The organism is Flavobacterium sp. LHD-85 (assembly GCF_030929595.1).
In the GTDB taxonomy this organism is placed as follows: Bacteria; Bacteroidota; Bacteroidia; order Flavobacteriales; family Flavobacteriaceae; genus Flavobacterium.
The window spans coordinates 817,022-833,177 of sequence record NZ_JAVFVR010000001.1; the positions used below are offsets into that span (position 1 = coordinate 817,022).

Consider the following 16,156-nt stretch of genomic DNA (forward strand, 5'->3'; position numbering starts at 1 on the left):
ACAATACACTAAAAATCTAAAAAACATGAAAAACTTATTTTTCGCAAGTTTAATCTTGTTTGCTTTTAGCTCAATTGCTGAAGCACAACAATTAAAATCACCCGAAGGCAAGTTCGTAATGGAATTTTCTCTTCAAAACGACGGAACTCCAGTTTACAATTTAAAATACAAAAACAAAGAAGTTGTAAAAACCAGTAAACTAGGTCTTGAACTTAAAGATGATAAAAAATCTTTATTGAACGACTTTACAATTGCTGATACGAAAACTTCGACTTTTGATGAAACTTGGAAACCAGTTTGGGGAGAAGTAGATCACATCAGAAATCATTATAATGAATTGGCTGTGACTTTAAATCAAAAAGGAACAGACAGACAAATCGTAATCCGCTTTCGTTTATTCGACGACGGACTTGGATTTAGATATGAATTTCCAGCACAAAAGAATCTTACTTACTTTGTAATTAAAGAAGAAAGATCTCAATTTGCTATGACTGGAGATCACACGGCTTTCTGGATTCCTGGAGATTATGATACTCAAGAATACGATTATACAAAATCGAAATTATCAGAAATCAGAGGTTTATCTCAAAAAGCATACACTGCAAACGTTTCTCAAAAATCTTTTTCACCAACAGGAGTTCAGACTTCTTTGATGTTAAAAACAGCTGACGGAATCTACATTAACCTTCACGAAGCGGCTTTGATTGACTATTCTTGTATGCATTTAAATTTAGACGATAAAAACTTAGTTTTCGAATCTTGGTTAACGCCAGATGCAAAAGGAGACAAAGGTCACATGCAAGCGCCAAATCACTCTCCTTGGAGAACGATTATCGTGAGCGATGATGCTAGAGAAATCTTAGCTTCAAAAATGACTTATAACTTAAACGATCCGTCTAAAATTGACAATACTTCTTGGATTAAGCCAGTAAAATATATTGGTGTTTGGTGGGAAATGATTACTGGAAAAAGCTCTTGGTCATACACAAACGATTTTCCAACAGTTCAATTGGGAGTTTCTGATTTCTCAAAAGCAAAACCAAACGGAACGCATGGAGCAAACAATGCTAATGTGAAAAAATACATTGATTTTGCTGCACAGCACGGTTTCGACGCTGTTTTGGTTGAAGGATGGAACGAAGGCTGGGAAGACTGGTTCGGACATTCTAAAGATTATGTTTTTGACTTCTTGACGCCTTACCCAGATTTCGATGTAAAAGGTTTGCACGAATATGCTAAATCTAAAGGTGTAAAAATCATCATGCACCACGAAACTTCTGGATCTGTTCGTAACTACGAACGCCACATGGATGCAGCTTACAAATTCATGAACGATAACGGATATGATGCTGTAAAAAGCGGTTACGTAGGCGATATTTTACCAAGAGGTGAAAACCACTACAGCCAATGGATTGTAAACCACTATCAATATGCTATCGAAAAAGCAGCTGATTACAAAATTATGGTAAACGCTCACGAAGCAGTTCGTCCAACAGGAATTGCAAGAACGTATCCTAACTTAATTGGAAACGAGGCAGCAAGAGGAACAGAATACCAAGCTTTTGGAGGTTCTAAACCAAATCACGTTACCGTTTTACCATTTACACGTTTAATTGGAGGTCCAATGGATTATACTCCTGGAATTTTCGAAATGGATATCAGCAAAATGAATCCTGATAATAAATCACATGTAAACAGCACAATTGCAAACCAATTGGCATTATATGTTACTATGTACAGTCCGTTACAAATGGCTGCTGATACTCCGGAGAACTACAACCGTTTTCCAGATGCATTTCAATTCATCAAAGATGTAGCTGTTGACTGGTCAGAAAGCAAATATATTGAGGCTGAGCCAGGAGATTTTATTACCGTTGCGCGTAAAGCAAAAGGAACAAATAACTGGTTTGTTGGAAACGTAAACGGAGAAACTCCACGTACATCTAACATTGATTTCAGTTTCCTTGAAAAAGGTAAAAAATATACAGCAACAATTTATGCTGATGCAAAAGATGCACATTACAAAACAAATCCGCAAGCTTACACCATCAAGAAAATTGCTGTAACGAATAAATCAAAATTATCTCAGTTTTCTGCTCCAGGAGGAGGTTATGCGATAAGCATTATTGAAAACAAATAATTTTAATTAACCATATAAGAAATGTAAGTCCATTTAAATAGAAATCTCCCCAGTTTTTGCCTTAAATGTTCTTACATTTCTTATATGGTTTAAATTCTGCTGTCCTGCAAGGTTTTCAAAACCTTGTAGGTATAGTTCATTACCTATAATAACCTGCATGCAGTTTCAATTGAAACCTACAAGGTTTTGAAAACCTTGCAGGAAAACTAAAACTATAAATTATGAGAATTCAAACAAACCATATTATTTATAAAATACTTCTATTTGTTCTTGTTTTTTCCGCTTCCGCGAAAGCGCAAATCCAAAAAGTAGAACCGCCTTTCTGGTATGCCGGAATGAAAAATTCTGAACTGCAGATTATGTTCTACGGAAAAAATATTGCACAATATGAACCTTCAGTTTCTAATAATGTTGCGATTAAAAATGTAGAAAAAACAGAAAACCCAAACTACCTTTTCGTAACCATCGATACAAAAGATGCAAAAGCTTCTGAATTGATTTTCTCTTTCAAAAACAATAATAAAGTTGCCTTTAAACAAAAATATGTTCTTAAAGAAAGAAGAGCCAATTCTGCTGATAGAAAAAGTTACGACGCATCTGATTTGATTTACTTAATTATGCCAGATCGTTTTGCGAATGGAAATCCGAAAAACGACAGCGATGCTTCTTTAACTGAAAAAGGAAACCGTCAAGATCCAAGCGGGCGTCACGGCGGAGATATCGAAGGAATCATCAAAAACTTAGATTATATTTCATCTCTTGGCGCAACTACAATCTGGAGCACGCCTTTGTGCGAAGACAACGACAAACAGCATTCATATCATACATACGGACAATCTGATGTTTACAAAATCGATCCGCGTTACGGAACAAATGACGATTACGCTCGTTTATCGGCAGAAATGCACAAGAAAAACATGAAACTGGTTATGGATTATGTGACCAATCACTGGGGAATTACACACTGGATGGTTAAAGATTTACCAACAAAATCATGGCTTAATCAATTTGAAAACTACACTCAAACACACCACAGACGTGAAGTAATTACAGATATTCACGCTTCAAAAATAGATCAGGAAGTTTGCGTTGATGGTTGGTTCGTTCCTTCAATGCCGGATTTAAATTTAAGAAATCCTCTTGTTGCAAAATACTTAACTCAAAATGCGATTTGGTGGATTGAATTTGCTAATCTTGACGGATTTAGAGTAGATACTTATAACTATTCAGATAAAACGGCAATGGCAAATTGGGCTAAATCTATTACAGACGAATATCCTAATTTCAATATTGTAGGCGAAATCTGGATGCACAATCAAGCGAATTTAGCATTTTGGCAGAAAGACAGCAAAATTGGCGCTATCGAAAATTACAATTCAAATCTTCCAAGTGTAATGGATTTTACGCTTCAAAGCCAGATTACTTCTGCTTTCAACGAAAACGAACCAAGCTGGGATAACGGATTGATTAAATTCTACAACAATTTTGCTATGGATTTTTTATATCCAAATACCAATAACATTTTGGTTTTTTCCGAAAATCATGACACAGATCGTATGAATGAAAAGTTCAAATATGATTTGCCAAAATACAAACTGGCGATGACTTTATTGGCAACAGTTCGCGGAATTCCGCAAATCTATTACGGTTCAGAAATTGGAATGGGCGGTGATAAAGGCAAAGGCGGAGATGCCGATATTCGTCAGGATTTCCCAGGCGGATGGGCTGGCGACAAAAACAATGCTTTTACTGTAGCAGGAAGAACTGCTCAACAAGCTGCTTTCTTTAATTTCAGTTCGAAATTATTCAACTGGAGAAAAACAAACGAAGCGGTTCATTTCGGAAAAATGAAGCATTATATTCCTGAAAATAATACTTATGTATATTTCAGATATACAGATTCAAAAACCGTAATGGTAGTTTTCAATAACAATGCAAAAGAGCAAGTTGTGAAAACAAACCGTTTCAAAGAAAGCATCAAAAACTACAAATCTGGTAAAGATGTTATCACAGGAAAAACATTCGATTTAGCTTCTGAAATTACTTTAGAACCAAAATCGGCTTTGGTTTTAGAATTGGAATAAGATTAAAAACACAGTATATAATGTAGAGACGCACTGCAGTGCGTCTACGCAAAGTTTTTCCGCCACGAATTTCACAAATTTCCACGAATTAATTAATCAGATTTAAATTTGTGAAAATTCGTGAAATTCGTGGCGGAACCTTTATTATAAATCTTCGTTAAATTTGAAATAAATGAAAAAATACACTTTCCTTTTTTTATCTTTAGTATTCATAATTACGGGTTGTTCTGGCTCAAAATCAGTTACAATGAATAACGAAAATACTTCGAAAACACCTTTCGTTTGGGAAGGAGCAAATGTTTATTTTTTACTTACAGATCGTTTTTACAACGGAGACACTTCCAACGACGTCAATTTTAACCGAACCAAAACGCCCGGAAAACTTCGCGGATTTGAAGGCGGAGATATCATCGGAATTACCAAAAAAATCGAATCGGGATATTTTGAAAAACTAGGAATAAATGCCATTTGGCTTACGCCGATTGTAGAACAGATTCACGATGGTGTTGATGAAGGAACCGGATTGAGTTACGGCTTCCACGGTTATTGGGCAAAAGACTGGACAGCTCTAGACCCTAATTTCGGAACCAAAGAAGATTTAGCCAATTTAGTAAAAAAAGCACACGAAAAAGGCATCCGAATCATTCTTGACGGCGTAATTAATCATACAGGGCCAGTAACTCCAGAAGATCCGGTTTGGCCTTCTGATTGGGTTAGAACTGGCGTTGTCTGCGATTACAAATCGTTTGAAAATACAACCATGTGTACTTTGGTTGATAATCTTCCAGATGTTAGAACTGAAAGTAATCAAGAAGTAGCGCTTCCTCCTTTTTTAGTTGAAAAATGGAAAAAAGAAGGTCGTTACGAAAAAGAAATTGCTTCATTAGACGAATTTTTCAAAAGAACAAATTACCCACGAACTCCGAAATATTACATCATCAAATGGCTTACCGATTATATTTTAGAATTCGGAATTGATGGCTACAGAGGAGATACCGTAAAACATACTGATGAAAACGTTTGGGCAGACTTTAAAAAAGAATGTGAGTACGCTTTTGAAACTTGGAAAAAACATCATCCGATGCAGGTTTTAGATCAAAATCCGTTTTATACAATTGCCGAAGTTTACGGTTACGGAATTAGCGGTGGACAAGATTATGATTTTGGAGATCGAAAAGTCAATTATTTCCAAAATGGCTTCAACAGCATGATCAATTTTGAATTTAAATGGAATGCCGCTCAAAGCGATTATGAAAGTTTATTTTCGAAATATTCCAACGCTTTAAATAATGACTTAAAAGGATATTCTGTTCTTAATTATATGTCTTCCCACGACGACGGACAGCCTTTTGATGCGAACAGAACCAAAAGCATCGAAACGGCCAATAAACTGCTGCTTTCCCCAGGAATGTCTCAGGTTTATTATGGAGACGAATCGGCACGATCTTTAGTTATCGAAGGCACTCAGGGCGATGCAACTTTGCGTTCTAACATGAACTGGGATGCTATTCAGAATAATCCTGAAACTCAAAAAATACTTTTGCATTGGCAGAAATTAGGTCAGTTTAGACGAAATCATCCTGCTGTTGGAGCTGGTGTACACCAACTGATTAATCCATATCCTTATACTTTTTCTAGAACTTTTACAAAAGGCTCTTTTACAGATAAAGTGGTTATGGGAGTAGATTTACCAAAAGGTAGGAAAGAGCTTCCAGTTGGCGACATCTTCCCAAACGGAACAAAACTAAAAGACGCTTACTCAAATCAAGAAGTTGAAGTAATTGACGGAAAAGTGATTATCGACAATGATTTTGATATTGTTTTACTGGAGATAATTTAACCGCAAAGCACGCTAAGATTTACGCTAAGTGCGCTAAGTTTTGTTAGCCACGAATTCACGAATTATTTTTTTACAATCTTTGAAAATAAAAATTCGTGAATTCGTGGCTATTTAATTTTCACAAATCATCGTGTGCTTTGCGTAAAACTTTGCGACCTTTGCGGTTAGAAAAAACACTGCAAAATGCTAAAAATTGCACATCGAGGCGCCAAAGCCTACGAACCTGAAAATACTTTACAAGCTTTTCAAAAAGCCTTAGACTTAAATTCAGACGGAATTGAACTCGATGTTCATTTAAGCTCTGACGGGCATATCATCGTAATTCACGACGAAACCATCGACAGAACAACCAACGGAAAAGGTCTTGTAAATGATTTTACTTTAGCAGAATTGAAATCCTTTTTAATTGATGGAAAATATCAAATTCCAACTCTAAATGAAATTTTTGATTTAGTTGACAAAAAATGTCTCATCAACATAGAATTAAAAGGATTAGGAACTGCCCCTAAAGTTGTTCAGTTAATTGAGAAATATATTTCAGAAAAAGGCTGGAAATACGAGAATTTCATCATTTCAAGTTTTGATTGGAATATGTTAGAGGAAACATCAAGCCTAAATCCAAATATCCCAATTGGTGTTTTAACCGAAGAAAATCTTGATACCACTTTAGCTTTCGCCGAAGAAATAAAAGCAAAAGCCATTCATCCTGATTTTAATTTATTGAATGAAGAAAATGTTCAACAAATTCAGGAAAAAGGATTTCTGGTTTTGCCATGGACAGTTAATTCAAAAGAAGACATTCAAAAAGTAAAAAGCTATAAAGTAGACGGAATTATCTCCGATAATCCAGACAAAATATAAAGTTTAAAATAGCAACAGATTAAAAGTTTTTTTTTGCCACAAATTCCACAAATTTTCACAAATAAAATGCGAAAATCAATTTGTGAAAATTTGCGTAATTTGTGGTTAAATAAAAAAATTAGTGCCAATTCGTGTAATTAGTGGCAACCAAAAAAAATATGATCAAAAATTTCGACATAATCATCGTTGGTGGAGGCGCAGCTGGTTTTTTTACTGCGATTAATATTGCAGAGAAAAATCCGAAACTGAAAATCGCCATTTTAGAAAGAGGAAAAGAAGTGCTTTCTAAAGTCCGCGTTTCCGGAGGCGGACGATGCAACGTTACACACGCTTGTTTTGAACCTAACGAACTGGTAAAATTTTATCCACGTGGAGAAAAAGAACTTCGAGGCCCTTTTCATCAATTTTGTTCGGGAGACACTATCGAATGGTTTGAAAAACATGGTGTAGAGTTAAAAATCGAAGAAGATGGAAGAATGTTTCCAGTTTCAAACTCTTCACAAACTATTATCGATTGCTTCTTAAAAGCAACCGAAAAATTAGGCATAAAAGTCTTGACAGGACAAAGCGTACAATCTATTTTCAAAAAAGAAAATCACTGGAAAATTGATACACAAAGTGACAATTATGCTGCCGAAAAATTAGTAATGGCGACAGGAAGCAATCCAAAAATTTGGGAAATGCTTCAGGAACACGGACACGCTATTGTGAGCCCCGTTCCTTCCCTATTTACTTTCAATATCAAAGATTCGAGAATTAAAGAATTACCTGGCGTTGCAGCACAGGTTACCGTTCATGTAAAAGATACAAAACTAGAATCTACTGGCCCTTTATTGATTACGCACTGGGGAATGAGCGGACCAGCAATTCTGAAACTTTCGGCTTGGGGCGCACGCATTTTACATGACAAAAATTATCAGTTTACCATTTTTGTGAATTGGTTAAATGACGTTGATTATGAAGATGCGGAAAAAATCCTGAAAGATTTAAAACAAGAGCATGCTAAAAAAGCAGTTTCTAAAAAATCTCCCTTCGATTTTCCGAACCGTTTATGGGAAAGTCTGGTTTTGGCTTCGGGAATTGATTCAGAGACTAAGTGGGCCGATTTATCTAAAAATCAATTGCAGAATTTAACTTCACAGTTAACAAAAGCCGAATTTAAAGTCAACGGAAAAAGCACTTTTAAAGAAGAATTTGTAACGGCTGGCGGAATCGATTTAAAGGAAATCAACTTCAAAACCATGGAAAGCAAAATTCACGAAAATCTTTATTTTGCTGGCGAAATTGTAAATATCGACGCTATTACAGGAGGATTTAATTTTCAGAATGCCTGGACAAGCGGGTTTATTCTGGCTCAAAATATTTAATACAAAATGAAATTTAAAGGAATTATTTTTGATTTAGACGGAACGCTAGTAGATTCATTACACGATATCTCGGACGCGATGAATAAAGTGCTTACCGCTCTAAATTATCCCACACATACTTACGACACATATCAATATTTTATAGGAAGTGGTTTGCGAAATCTGGTTAGCAAAGCTTTGCCCGCTGCAAACAGTTCTGATGATGAAATCGAAAGTTGTTTTGAATGTATGGTTGATGAATATACTAAAATCTGTACGCTGAAAACGAAACCTTATGATGGAATTGTTGAATTGCTTGAAAAACTGACTTCGCAAAACATCAAAATGGCGGTTTTCTCTAACAAAGCCGACGAATTGACGAAGAAAATAGCATCAGAGATATTTCCAAAACAATTCGATACAGCAATTGGTTTAAGCACAGAAGAACTTAAAAAACCAAATCCGTTTGAAGCAATTGAAATCAGTAAAAAATGGAATTTAAAACCAGAAGAAATCCTTTTTGTTGGCGATTCTGATATTGATATGAAAACCGCGGTAAACGCTAATATGTTTCCTGTTGGCGTTACTTGGGGCTACAGAACAGAAGAAGAATTGAAAGCCAGCGGTGCAAAAACGGTTATTAATACTGCTTCGGAACTGATTGCTATTTTATAAAATCATGAATCCTTCTTTAAAAAAACAGATACTATCAATCGCTTCGTTTTCTGAAAATGAAATCGAAATGATCAATTCTTGTTTTGAATATGAAAGATTTAAAGCGAAAGAATTCCTTTCTGAAATGGGAAAAACTAGCAACAAGATTTTCTTTATTCTCGAAGGTCTTGCTCGTGTTTATTATTTAAAAGACGGAAAAGAAATCACTACCTATTTAAGTTCTGACGAAGGTTTTATTGCTTCATATTCCAGTTTCATCAATCAGACGCCATCTTTTGAAAATATTCAATGTATTGAAGACTGCGAAGTGCTTTCGATTACTTTCGGAAAAATGCAGTTTTTGTATGGTGAAATTCCAAATTGGGAACGTGTCGGAAGAATTTTAGCGGAGCAAAATTACCTCTGCATGGCAGATCGTGTTTTAAAACTGCAAATGATTCCTGCCAAAGAAAAATACCAGACTTTTTTAGCATCGGCTCCAGCCAAAATAATTCAGCGAACGCCTTTAATTTATATCGCTTCTTTTCTCGGAATTACTCCAGAATCGTTGAGCAGAATCCGTCAGGACATTTCTTAACATTTATCAAGTGAGTTGATAAATGGAATTCAAATCTTTGCCAAAATAAAATTTGAAAAAGATGAAGAATATTACCAAAAACGTTTACCAAATTCCATTATTTCCTAGAAACGCTATAAATTGTTATTTGATTGAAGATGTTTTAATTGATGCAGGAATTAGAACTTCTGCCAGTAAAATATTAAAAGCTTTAAAAAGCAAATCAATAACAAAACATGCTCTAACTCACGCTCACGCCGATCATCAAGGAAGCAGTAAAATAATCTGTGAAACCTTAAATATTCCCCTTTTATGCAGTGAACCTGAAAAGGAATTTGCTGAAAACGGAAATGTAATTACAGAATACCCAAACCCAAATCATTTTATTTCGAAATTTCAGAAAAACTTTTGGGCAGGAAAAGGACATCCTGTTACTGAAACCTTAAAAGAAGGAGATCAAATTGGTGGCTTTACTGTCATTGAAACTCCAGGGCATTCAAGAGGTCATATCTCTTTTTTCAGAGAAAAAGACGGCGTTTTAATTGTTGGAGATGTGATGACCAATATGAACCTTTTAACTACAAAAGTCGGTTTGCATGAACCTCCTCATTTATTTACGGCCGATAAAGAAACCAATAGAAAATCCATTCTAAAATTGGCTTCCCTAAAACCAAAAATACTTTGTTTTGGTCACGGACCTGTTTTATTTAATAATGGTGAATTCGAAAAATTTATTCAAAAAAGCAACATTGTATATTAACAAGAATTTACAGATTCTGTAAGTTTTCGTTAAGACTATTCTAATAATTTTACTCTCAACTAATCAATCCTTTATGAGAGTAAAATTACTTACCACAATTTCTATTTTCACTTATCAACTCAGCGTTTCTCAAAACGAAAAAGTATTGAACGGAAAAGTGTTTTCGCAAAACATTCCGCTTAATAAAGTAGAAGTAATTAATAAAACTGCCAAAACCAGCACAAGAACAAATGAATTGGGAGAATTTTCGATTCTGGTACGACCACAAGATAGTGTGTTGTTTTTCTCTAAAGATTACTTTTTTAAAAGACTAAAAATTTCCCAGGAAAATATAGATCAGAACAATATTATTGTAAATATGATTCTAAAACCTGAAGAATTGGATGAAGTTCTAATTACCGCTATAAAATTTCCACATGTAGGTCCAACTCAAGAAGTTTCAGATTCGATCGCATTACAGAGAGCTTCTCGCGATTTACGGAAATACACAGGAGTTTATGATGGCACCATTTCAAATGGAATGAATTTTGGCGCTATGGGCGCTGGTCTTTTAGGTTTGTTCAAAAAGGAAGAAAACAGCAATAAAAAGCCTAAAAAGAAAACTTCTGAATTAGATTTCAAAACATTCGCGGAAGCAACCTGTCCTTTAGATTTCTTTACAAAAGACTTAAAATTAAATTCTGATGAAAAAACTCTTTTTCTAGAATTTTGTACAGCCGATCCGCAATCGGAAATTATTCTAAAACAAAAGAATTTACTTTATACAATGGATTTTTTATATGCTAAAAATGAAGAATTTAAGAAGCTAAAGTAACACTTAACTTGAAACAAAAAAAACCTGAAACCTGAACCTAAAATTTTACTTATTCAACCACCAAATACTCGCATTTAAAACTGTTGCAAACCCAACCCAAGCTAAATACGGAATCAGTAAATAACCTGCAGTTTTATTGATTTTGATGAATTTCAAATACGTTTCGTAAATCATCAACCATAAAAGAACAATTTCGATTAAAGCTAACATTGGGTTTTTCAAACCAAAGAATAAATAAGACCAAATTGAGTTTAAAATCAATTGAATAATAAAGAAAAGTAATGCTTTTTTAACTTCTTCTGTCTCTACTTTAATTTTGTCCCAAACCAATGCAGCTGCAACGGCCATTAAAATGTAAAGTACTGTCCAAACCGGCATAAAAATCCAATTCGGCGGATTAAAAACAGGCTTCTCTAGCATTACATACCAAGTTTCAATACTTGGTTTTGTAACCACTCCCGCAGAATATCCTACTGTTAAACAAATTACTAAAGCTATAGCGATTTTTACGAACTTATTCATTGTATTAAATTTTGAATTCAAAAATAGGCAAAAGAAAATTTTAAACCATATAAGTAATGTAAGTTCATTTTACTAAAGCCTGCTTACATTTTCTTATATTCCTTATATGGTGAAAAAATTTAAAAACTATCTTTGCCAAAATTTTATAATTCATGTTAACAGCAGCTGATTTTATACCAAATCCATATTCTTCAACAATCGAAAACGGAAACTTTGAATGGAGTGCTCCAAGCAACATTGCCTTGGTGAAATACTGGGGAAAAAAGGACAACCAGATTCCAGCAAATCCTTCGGTAAGTTTTACGTTAAATAACTGCAAAACAATCACAAAACTTACCTTCTCTAAAAAAGAGAACCAAGGAAACTTTTCTTTTGATTTGCTTTTTGAAGGAAAACCAAAAGAAGATTTCAAACCAAAGATTCAGAAGTTTTTAGAAAGAGTTGAAGTTTATCTGCCGTTTTTAAAAGACTATCATTTTACGATTGATACCCAAAATACATTTCCGCACAGTTCCGGAATTGCTTCTTCGGCTTCTGGAATGGCTGCATTGGCAATGAATTTTATGAGTTTAGAGAAATTACTAAATCCAGAAATGACTGATGATTATTTCTATCAAAAAGCTTCATTCTTGGCTCGCTTAGGCTCAGGAAGTGCGTGTCGAAGCGTAAAAGGAAATGTAGTCGTTTGGGGAAATCAGGCTAATATTGAAGGAAGTACAGATTTGTTTGGTGTTGAATTTCCGTATACGATTCACGAGAATTTCAAAAATTATCAAGATACGATTCTACTGGTTGACAAAGGTGAAAAACAAGTTTCTAGTACGGTTGGACACGATTTAATGCACAATCACCCGTATGCAGAAAGACGTTTTGCACAAGCACACGAAAATCTAGATAAATTAATTGCCATTTTTGAAAGTGGAAACTTAGACGAATTCATCAAAGTTGTAGAAAGTGAAGCTTTAACGCTACACGCCATGATGATGACATCGATGCCATATTTCATTTTGATGAAGCCAAATACGCTACAAATCATAAATGCAATATGGAAATTTAGAAATGAAACTCAGATTCCGGTGTGTTTTACGCTTGATGCTGGAGCAAATGTGCATGTACTTTATCCCGAAAACGTTACAGAAAAAGTACTTCAATTTATTCAAGACGAATTAGTTGTATTTTGTCAGAATAGTCAATACATTTGCGACAAAATTGGAAGCGGTGCAATTACATCATAATTTTCCGTATCTTTAGTTAAATTTTTGGTTATGGACATTCAATTAGAAAAACGTGAGGCGATGGAGATGTTGAAAGAGACTAATGATCCTACACTTATTATGGCGATTGCAAAATTGCTTAGAAAAAATAAAAAAGATTGGTGGGATGATTTAACTGATCAACAAAAAGAAGATATAGCTCAAAGTGAATTAGAATTCGAAAGAGGAGAATTTACGAGCTACGAGGATGTTATGAAAAAATACAGATAGTGGATCTTAAAGTAAGTTTTTCAAAAACAGCTGAGAAAAATTTAGATTCAGTTTTACAGTTCATTGAAGCAAGATGGTCAGAAAAATCAAAAAGAATGTTTATTGTCAAATTTGAAAAAGCAATTTCAATAATGGTGATGAATCCTGAGATTTTTCCAAAATCATCAATAAACAAGAAATATCGAAAATGTGTTATAACAAAACAATCAAGTTTATTGTATAGTTTTAGCGCAAATGAAATCAGAATTCATAATATTTTCGACACCAGACAAAACCCAAATAAAATTAAGAAAGACATAAAATAAATCATGAAAGGACCACTATTTTACTCAAAAATATTACTCTTTGGAGAATACGGAATTATTCGCGACTCTAAAGGACTTTCTATTCCTTATAATTTTTACAATGGTGCATTGAAGAAATCTGAAGAACCTTCAGCTGAAGCAATTGCATCAAACAAAAGCTTGAAAAGTTTTGCCGCTTATCTTGAAGTTCTTCATACTCAACAGCCAGAATTAGTTACTTTTGACTTAGAAACACTTCAAAATGATGTTGAAACTGGAATGTATTTCGACTCAAGTATTCCGCAAGGGTATGGTGTTGGAAGCAGTGGTGCACTTGTTGCTGCTATTTATGATAAATATGCGACAAACAAAATCACTGTTCTAGAAAATCTGACTCGCGAAAAATTATTACACTTAAAAAATATATTTTCTCAAATGGAAAGCTTTTTCCACGGGAAAAGTTCTGGTTTAGACCCTTTAAACAGCTATTTGAGCATTCCAATCCTGATTAATTCTAAAGACAATATCGAGGCAACTGGAATTCCAACTCAAAGTTTTGACGGAAAAGGTGCTGTATTTTTGTTAGACTCAGGAATTGTTGGAGAAACAGCTCCAATGGTTAGTATTTTTATGGAAAATTTAAAAGATAAAGGTTTCCGTGCGATGCTTAAAAATCAGTTTGTAAAATATACAGATGCTTGCGTAGAAAACTTCCTGCACGGCGATATGAAGTCTTTGTTTACCAATACCAAAAAGCTTTCTAAAGTTGTCTTAAACCATTTTAAGCCAATGATTCCAGAACAGTTTCACGGAATTTGGCAACACGGAATTGACACAAACGATTATTACTTAAAACTTTGTGGTTCTGGCGGTGGCGGTTACATCCTAGGTTTTACCGAAGATTTAGAAAGAGCCAAAGCATCTTTAAAAGACTATAAATTAGAAGTAGTTTACCAGTTCTAAAGTTAAACCTCTTAAAATAGTGTTGTGATTTACTGAATACCCTTTCCTAACATTTAATCTTAAAAAATTATTGCCTATGAAAAGTATTTTAAAGATTCTCAAAGCAACTTTTTTAGGAGGAATTCTGTTTCTAGTACCATTGGTTGTACTATTAATTGTTTTGGAAAAAGGATATGGACTTGTACAAAAAACTACACTCCCACTTGTAAGCACTTTACCAAAAGTAAGCGTTTTAGGACTTGCAATTCAGGAGCTTGTTGGAATATTGATTATAATTTTAATTTGTTTTATTGCTGGATTATTGGCAAAAACTACGGCAGCTGAAAAATTAGTCCAGAAATTAGAAGATGGTATTTTAAGTTTTGTTCCTGGTTATTCATTTATGAAAAGCATGAATGAAAATATACTGGGTTTAGAATCTAAAGATGATTTAAAAGTAATTTTAGTTCCTACGGATGCTGGTTTACAATTTGCTTTTTTAATAGAGCAAGTCAGTAGTGAGAAATTTACAGTTTTTATTCCAGATGCTCCAAATCCGTGGAGCGGATCGGTGGTTTTTGTAGATAAAAAAGATATTACAGAAATCGATATTACACAAAAACAAGCTTTGGCCTGCATTCGAAAATTAGGTTATGGGTCTCAAGAATTGTTAAAAAATAAACTCTAGTTTTTTAAATCAAAAAATATACTTTAACTTCCCTAAATCAAATCAATACCACCATATCATTTATGTTAAGCAGACAGCAAAAACTTTTAGTAATGAAAATTGTTAGTCTGTTCTCTGTAGTTCGAGGTTACAATATTCCGATCATTGTTTTAGCGCAATACTTGTCGGCCATTTTTATTTTGGCTCCAGAAATTAGAGCGCTAGATATCTTGCTTGATTTTCATTTGTTTTTAATTGTATTCGCATCGGCTATTACAATCGCATCAGGATATATCATCAATAATTTTTACGACAGCCAGAAGGATTTGATTAATCGTCCAAATAAATCGATGCTGGATCGTTTGGTAAGTCAAAAGACCAAATTGAACGTTTATTTCAGTTTGAATTTTCTTGCTGTTCTAATGGCTTTTATAGTTTCATGGAGAGCTTTTCTGTTCTTTTCTGTTTATATTTTCATGATTTGGTTTTATTCGCATAAAATTAAAAAGTATCCAATTGTAGGAAATTTAATGTCTGCATTGCTTGCTGTGACGCCTTTTTTTGCCATTTTGCTTTACTTTTACAATAAGATTTCATTTGAAGAAATTGAGAATCACATGAGCCATTTTATGGTAATTTCGGCACATGCGGTTTTCTTGTTTCTGCTTTTATTGATTCGCGAAATGATAAAAGATTTAGAAAACCTCAAAGGCGATTTGGTAAGTGATTATAGAACGATTCCCGTCTTATACGGAGAAAAAATTTCTAAGCAAATTATAACGCTTTTGACTTTGTTAACCATTTTACCTGTATATGTTTTGGTTAACATTTATGATGTGGGCTATATGGACATCTATTTTTATGTCTGTTTTGGAATCCTACTTTTTTTCTTAATTTATTTATGGAAATCTGACTCTAAAGAACAATACTTAAGACTTCATAATGTTCTTAAATTCTTGATTGTATCAGGCGTTTGCTGTATTGTTCTGATTAATCCTAGCGTATTATGGCATGGTCGCGAATTGATTTCTAATTACTAAAGCTTTTTAATTTCCCGCAGATCTGGCAGATTTAGCAGATTTTTTTCTTTGTGTGGCTCTGTACAAACTTTGCGGATCTCTATGAAATAACAATCTTTAAAAGAAGCCAATTGATTGTGTTTTAGCCCCGATTGAAGTGGA

The 16,156-nt window shown here is 34.1% G+C and carries 16 protein-coding genes; 15 read left to right on the forward strand and 1 reads right to left on the reverse strand.

The features are described 5' to 3' along the window. The first annotated feature begins 25 nt into the window (after window positions 1-25). The 9 genes from RB618_RS03445 to RB618_RS03485 all read left to right on the forward strand — a co-directional run bounded on the left by RB618_RS03445 (window position 26) and on the right by RB618_RS03485 (window position 11,076). Entirely contained in the window at window positions 26-2,140 is a 2,115-nt protein-coding gene (locus RB618_RS03445; RefSeq protein ID WP_308067487.1) for a glycoside hydrolase family 97 protein, read from the forward strand. A 221-nt stretch (window positions 2,141-2,361) separates the two neighbouring features. Beyond that, on the forward strand, window positions 2,362-4,224 hold the full coding sequence (locus tag RB618_RS03450) for a glycoside hydrolase family 13 protein (RefSeq protein WP_308067488.1): 1,863 nt from the start codon (window positions 2,362-2,364) through the stop codon (window positions 4,222-4,224). Between the two features lie 172 nt (window positions 4,225-4,396). Further along, a complete protein-coding gene (locus tag RB618_RS03455) occupies window positions 4,397-6,064 on the forward strand; it encodes an alpha-amylase family glycosyl hydrolase (protein ID WP_308067489.1) in 1,668 nt (555 codons plus the stop codon). Window positions 6,065-6,247: 183 nt separating this feature from the next. Beyond that, window positions 6,248-6,925 carry a glycerophosphodiester phosphodiesterase family protein gene (locus RB618_RS03460; protein ID WP_308067490.1) on the forward strand — a complete coding sequence of 226 codons (678 nt, stop codon included), beginning with the start codon at window positions 6,248-6,250 and terminating at the stop codon, window positions 6,923-6,925. 158 nt (window positions 6,926-7,083) lie between these two features. Beyond that, window positions 7,084-8,292: an NAD(P)/FAD-dependent oxidoreductase gene (locus tag RB618_RS03465; RefSeq protein ID WP_308067491.1), complete on the forward strand. Its 1,209-nt coding sequence runs from the start codon at window positions 7,084-7,086 to the stop codon at window positions 8,290-8,292. Between the two features lie 6 nt (window positions 8,293-8,298). Further along, on the forward strand, window positions 8,299-8,946 hold the full coding sequence (locus RB618_RS03470; protein ID WP_308067492.1) for an HAD family hydrolase: 648 nt from the start codon (window positions 8,299-8,301) through the stop codon (window positions 8,944-8,946). A gap of 4 nt (window positions 8,947-8,950) precedes the next feature. Further along, a complete protein-coding gene (locus tag RB618_RS03475) occupies window positions 8,951-9,523 on the forward strand; it encodes a Crp/Fnr family transcriptional regulator (RefSeq protein ID WP_308067493.1) in 573 nt (190 codons plus the stop codon). 61 nt (window positions 9,524-9,584) lie between these two features. Continuing rightward, window positions 9,585-10,262 (forward strand): MBL fold metallo-hydrolase, encoded by a 678-nt coding sequence (locus RB618_RS03480; RefSeq protein WP_308067494.1) that lies wholly within the window; start codon window positions 9,585-9,587, stop codon window positions 10,260-10,262. Window positions 10,263-10,335: 73 nt separating this feature from the next. Beyond that, the gene (locus tag RB618_RS03485) at window positions 10,336-11,076 is read left to right on the forward strand and encodes a hypothetical protein (RefSeq protein ID WP_308067495.1); all 741 of its coding nucleotides are present in this window, start codon (window positions 10,336-10,338) and stop codon (window positions 11,074-11,076) included. A 45-nt stretch (window positions 11,077-11,121) separates the two neighbouring features. On the opposite strand, the gene RB618_RS03490 is transcribed toward RB618_RS03485, so the two are convergent. Further along, window positions 11,122-11,598, reverse strand: a complete 477-nt coding sequence (locus tag RB618_RS03490; RefSeq protein WP_129746089.1) for a TspO/MBR family protein — start codon at window positions 11,596-11,598, stop codon at window positions 11,122-11,124. A 152-nt stretch (window positions 11,599-11,750) separates the two neighbouring features. On the opposite strand from RB618_RS03490, the gene RB618_RS03495 reads away from it, so the two are divergent. From RB618_RS03495 to RB618_RS03520, 6 genes are all read left to right on the forward strand, one after another. Next, window positions 11,751-12,833: a diphosphomevalonate decarboxylase gene (locus RB618_RS03495; protein ID WP_308067496.1), complete on the forward strand. Its 1,083-nt coding sequence runs from the start codon at window positions 11,751-11,753 to the stop codon at window positions 12,831-12,833. A 30-nt stretch (window positions 12,834-12,863) separates the two neighbouring features. After that, window positions 12,864-13,082 carry a hypothetical protein gene (locus RB618_RS03500; RefSeq protein WP_111367628.1) on the forward strand — a complete coding sequence of 73 codons (219 nt, stop codon included), beginning with the start codon at window positions 12,864-12,866 and terminating at the stop codon, window positions 13,080-13,082. Next, window positions 13,082-13,387 (forward strand): type II toxin-antitoxin system RelE/ParE family toxin, encoded by a 306-nt coding sequence (locus tag RB618_RS03505; protein ID WP_308067497.1) that lies wholly within the window; start codon window positions 13,082-13,084, stop codon window positions 13,385-13,387. The genes RB618_RS03500 and RB618_RS03505 overlap by 1 nt, the downstream gene beginning before the upstream one ends. 3 nt (window positions 13,388-13,390) lie before the next feature. Further along, window positions 13,391-14,329: a mevalonate kinase gene (locus RB618_RS03510; RefSeq protein ID WP_308067498.1), complete on the forward strand. Its 939-nt coding sequence runs from the start codon at window positions 13,391-13,393 to the stop codon at window positions 14,327-14,329. A 76-nt stretch (window positions 14,330-14,405) separates the two neighbouring features. Next, window positions 14,406-14,996, forward strand: a complete 591-nt coding sequence (locus RB618_RS03515; RefSeq protein ID WP_308067499.1) for a DUF502 domain-containing protein — start codon at window positions 14,406-14,408, stop codon at window positions 14,994-14,996. Between the two features lie 62 nt (window positions 14,997-15,058). After that, window positions 15,059-16,015, forward strand: coding sequence for a geranylgeranylglycerol-phosphate geranylgeranyltransferase (locus tag RB618_RS03520; RefSeq protein ID WP_308067500.1), 957 nt, complete (start codon window positions 15,059-15,061; stop codon window positions 16,013-16,015). Window positions 16,016-16,156 lie beyond the last annotated feature (141 nt).

Excerpts from the sequence above, each read along its gene's own strand:
- RB618_RS03465 (WP_308067491.1), top strand. The coding sequence starts at position 7,084 with ATGATCAAAAATTTCGACATAATCATCGTTGGTGGAGGCGCAGCTGGT.
- RB618_RS03470 (WP_308067492.1), top strand. The coding sequence starts at position 8,299 with ATGAAATTTAAAGGAATTATTTTTGATTTAGACGGAACGCTAGTAGAT.
- RB618_RS03460 (WP_308067490.1), top strand. The coding sequence starts at position 6,248 with ATGCTAAAAATTGCACATCGAGGCGCCAAAGCCTACGAACCTGAAAAT.
- RB618_RS03515 (WP_308067499.1), top strand. The coding sequence starts at position 14,406 with ATGAAAAGTATTTTAAAGATTCTCAAAGCAACTTTTTTAGGAGGAATT.
- RB618_RS03455 (WP_308067489.1), top strand. The coding sequence starts at position 4,397 with ATGAAAAAATACACTTTCCTTTTTTTATCTTTAGTATTCATAATTACG.
- RB618_RS03490 (WP_129746089.1), bottom strand. The coding sequence starts at position 11,598 with ATGAATAAGTTCGTAAAAATCGCTATAGCTTTAGTAATTTGTTTAACA.
- RB618_RS03510 (WP_308067498.1), top strand. The coding sequence starts at position 13,391 with ATGAAAGGACCACTATTTTACTCAAAAATATTACTCTTTGGAGAATAC.
- RB618_RS03500 (WP_111367628.1), top strand. The coding sequence starts at position 12,864 with ATGGACATTCAATTAGAAAAACGTGAGGCGATGGAGATGTTGAAAGAG.
- RB618_RS03520 (WP_308067500.1), top strand. The coding sequence starts at position 15,059 with ATGTTAAGCAGACAGCAAAAACTTTTAGTAATGAAAATTGTTAGTCTG.
- RB618_RS03480 (WP_308067494.1), top strand. The coding sequence starts at position 9,585 with ATGAAGAATATTACCAAAAACGTTTACCAAATTCCATTATTTCCTAGA.
- RB618_RS03495 (WP_308067496.1), top strand. The coding sequence starts at position 11,751 with ATGTTAACAGCAGCTGATTTTATACCAAATCCATATTCTTCAACAATC.
- RB618_RS03475 (WP_308067493.1), top strand. The coding sequence starts at position 8,951 with ATGAATCCTTCTTTAAAAAAACAGATACTATCAATCGCTTCGTTTTCT.
- RB618_RS03450 (WP_308067488.1), top strand. The coding sequence starts at position 2,362 with ATGAGAATTCAAACAAACCATATTATTTATAAAATACTTCTATTTGTT.
- RB618_RS03485 (WP_308067495.1), top strand. The coding sequence starts at position 10,336 with ATGAGAGTAAAATTACTTACCACAATTTCTATTTTCACTTATCAACTC.
- RB618_RS03445 (WP_308067487.1), top strand. The coding sequence starts at position 26 with ATGAAAAACTTATTTTTCGCAAGTTTAATCTTGTTTGCTTTTAGCTCA.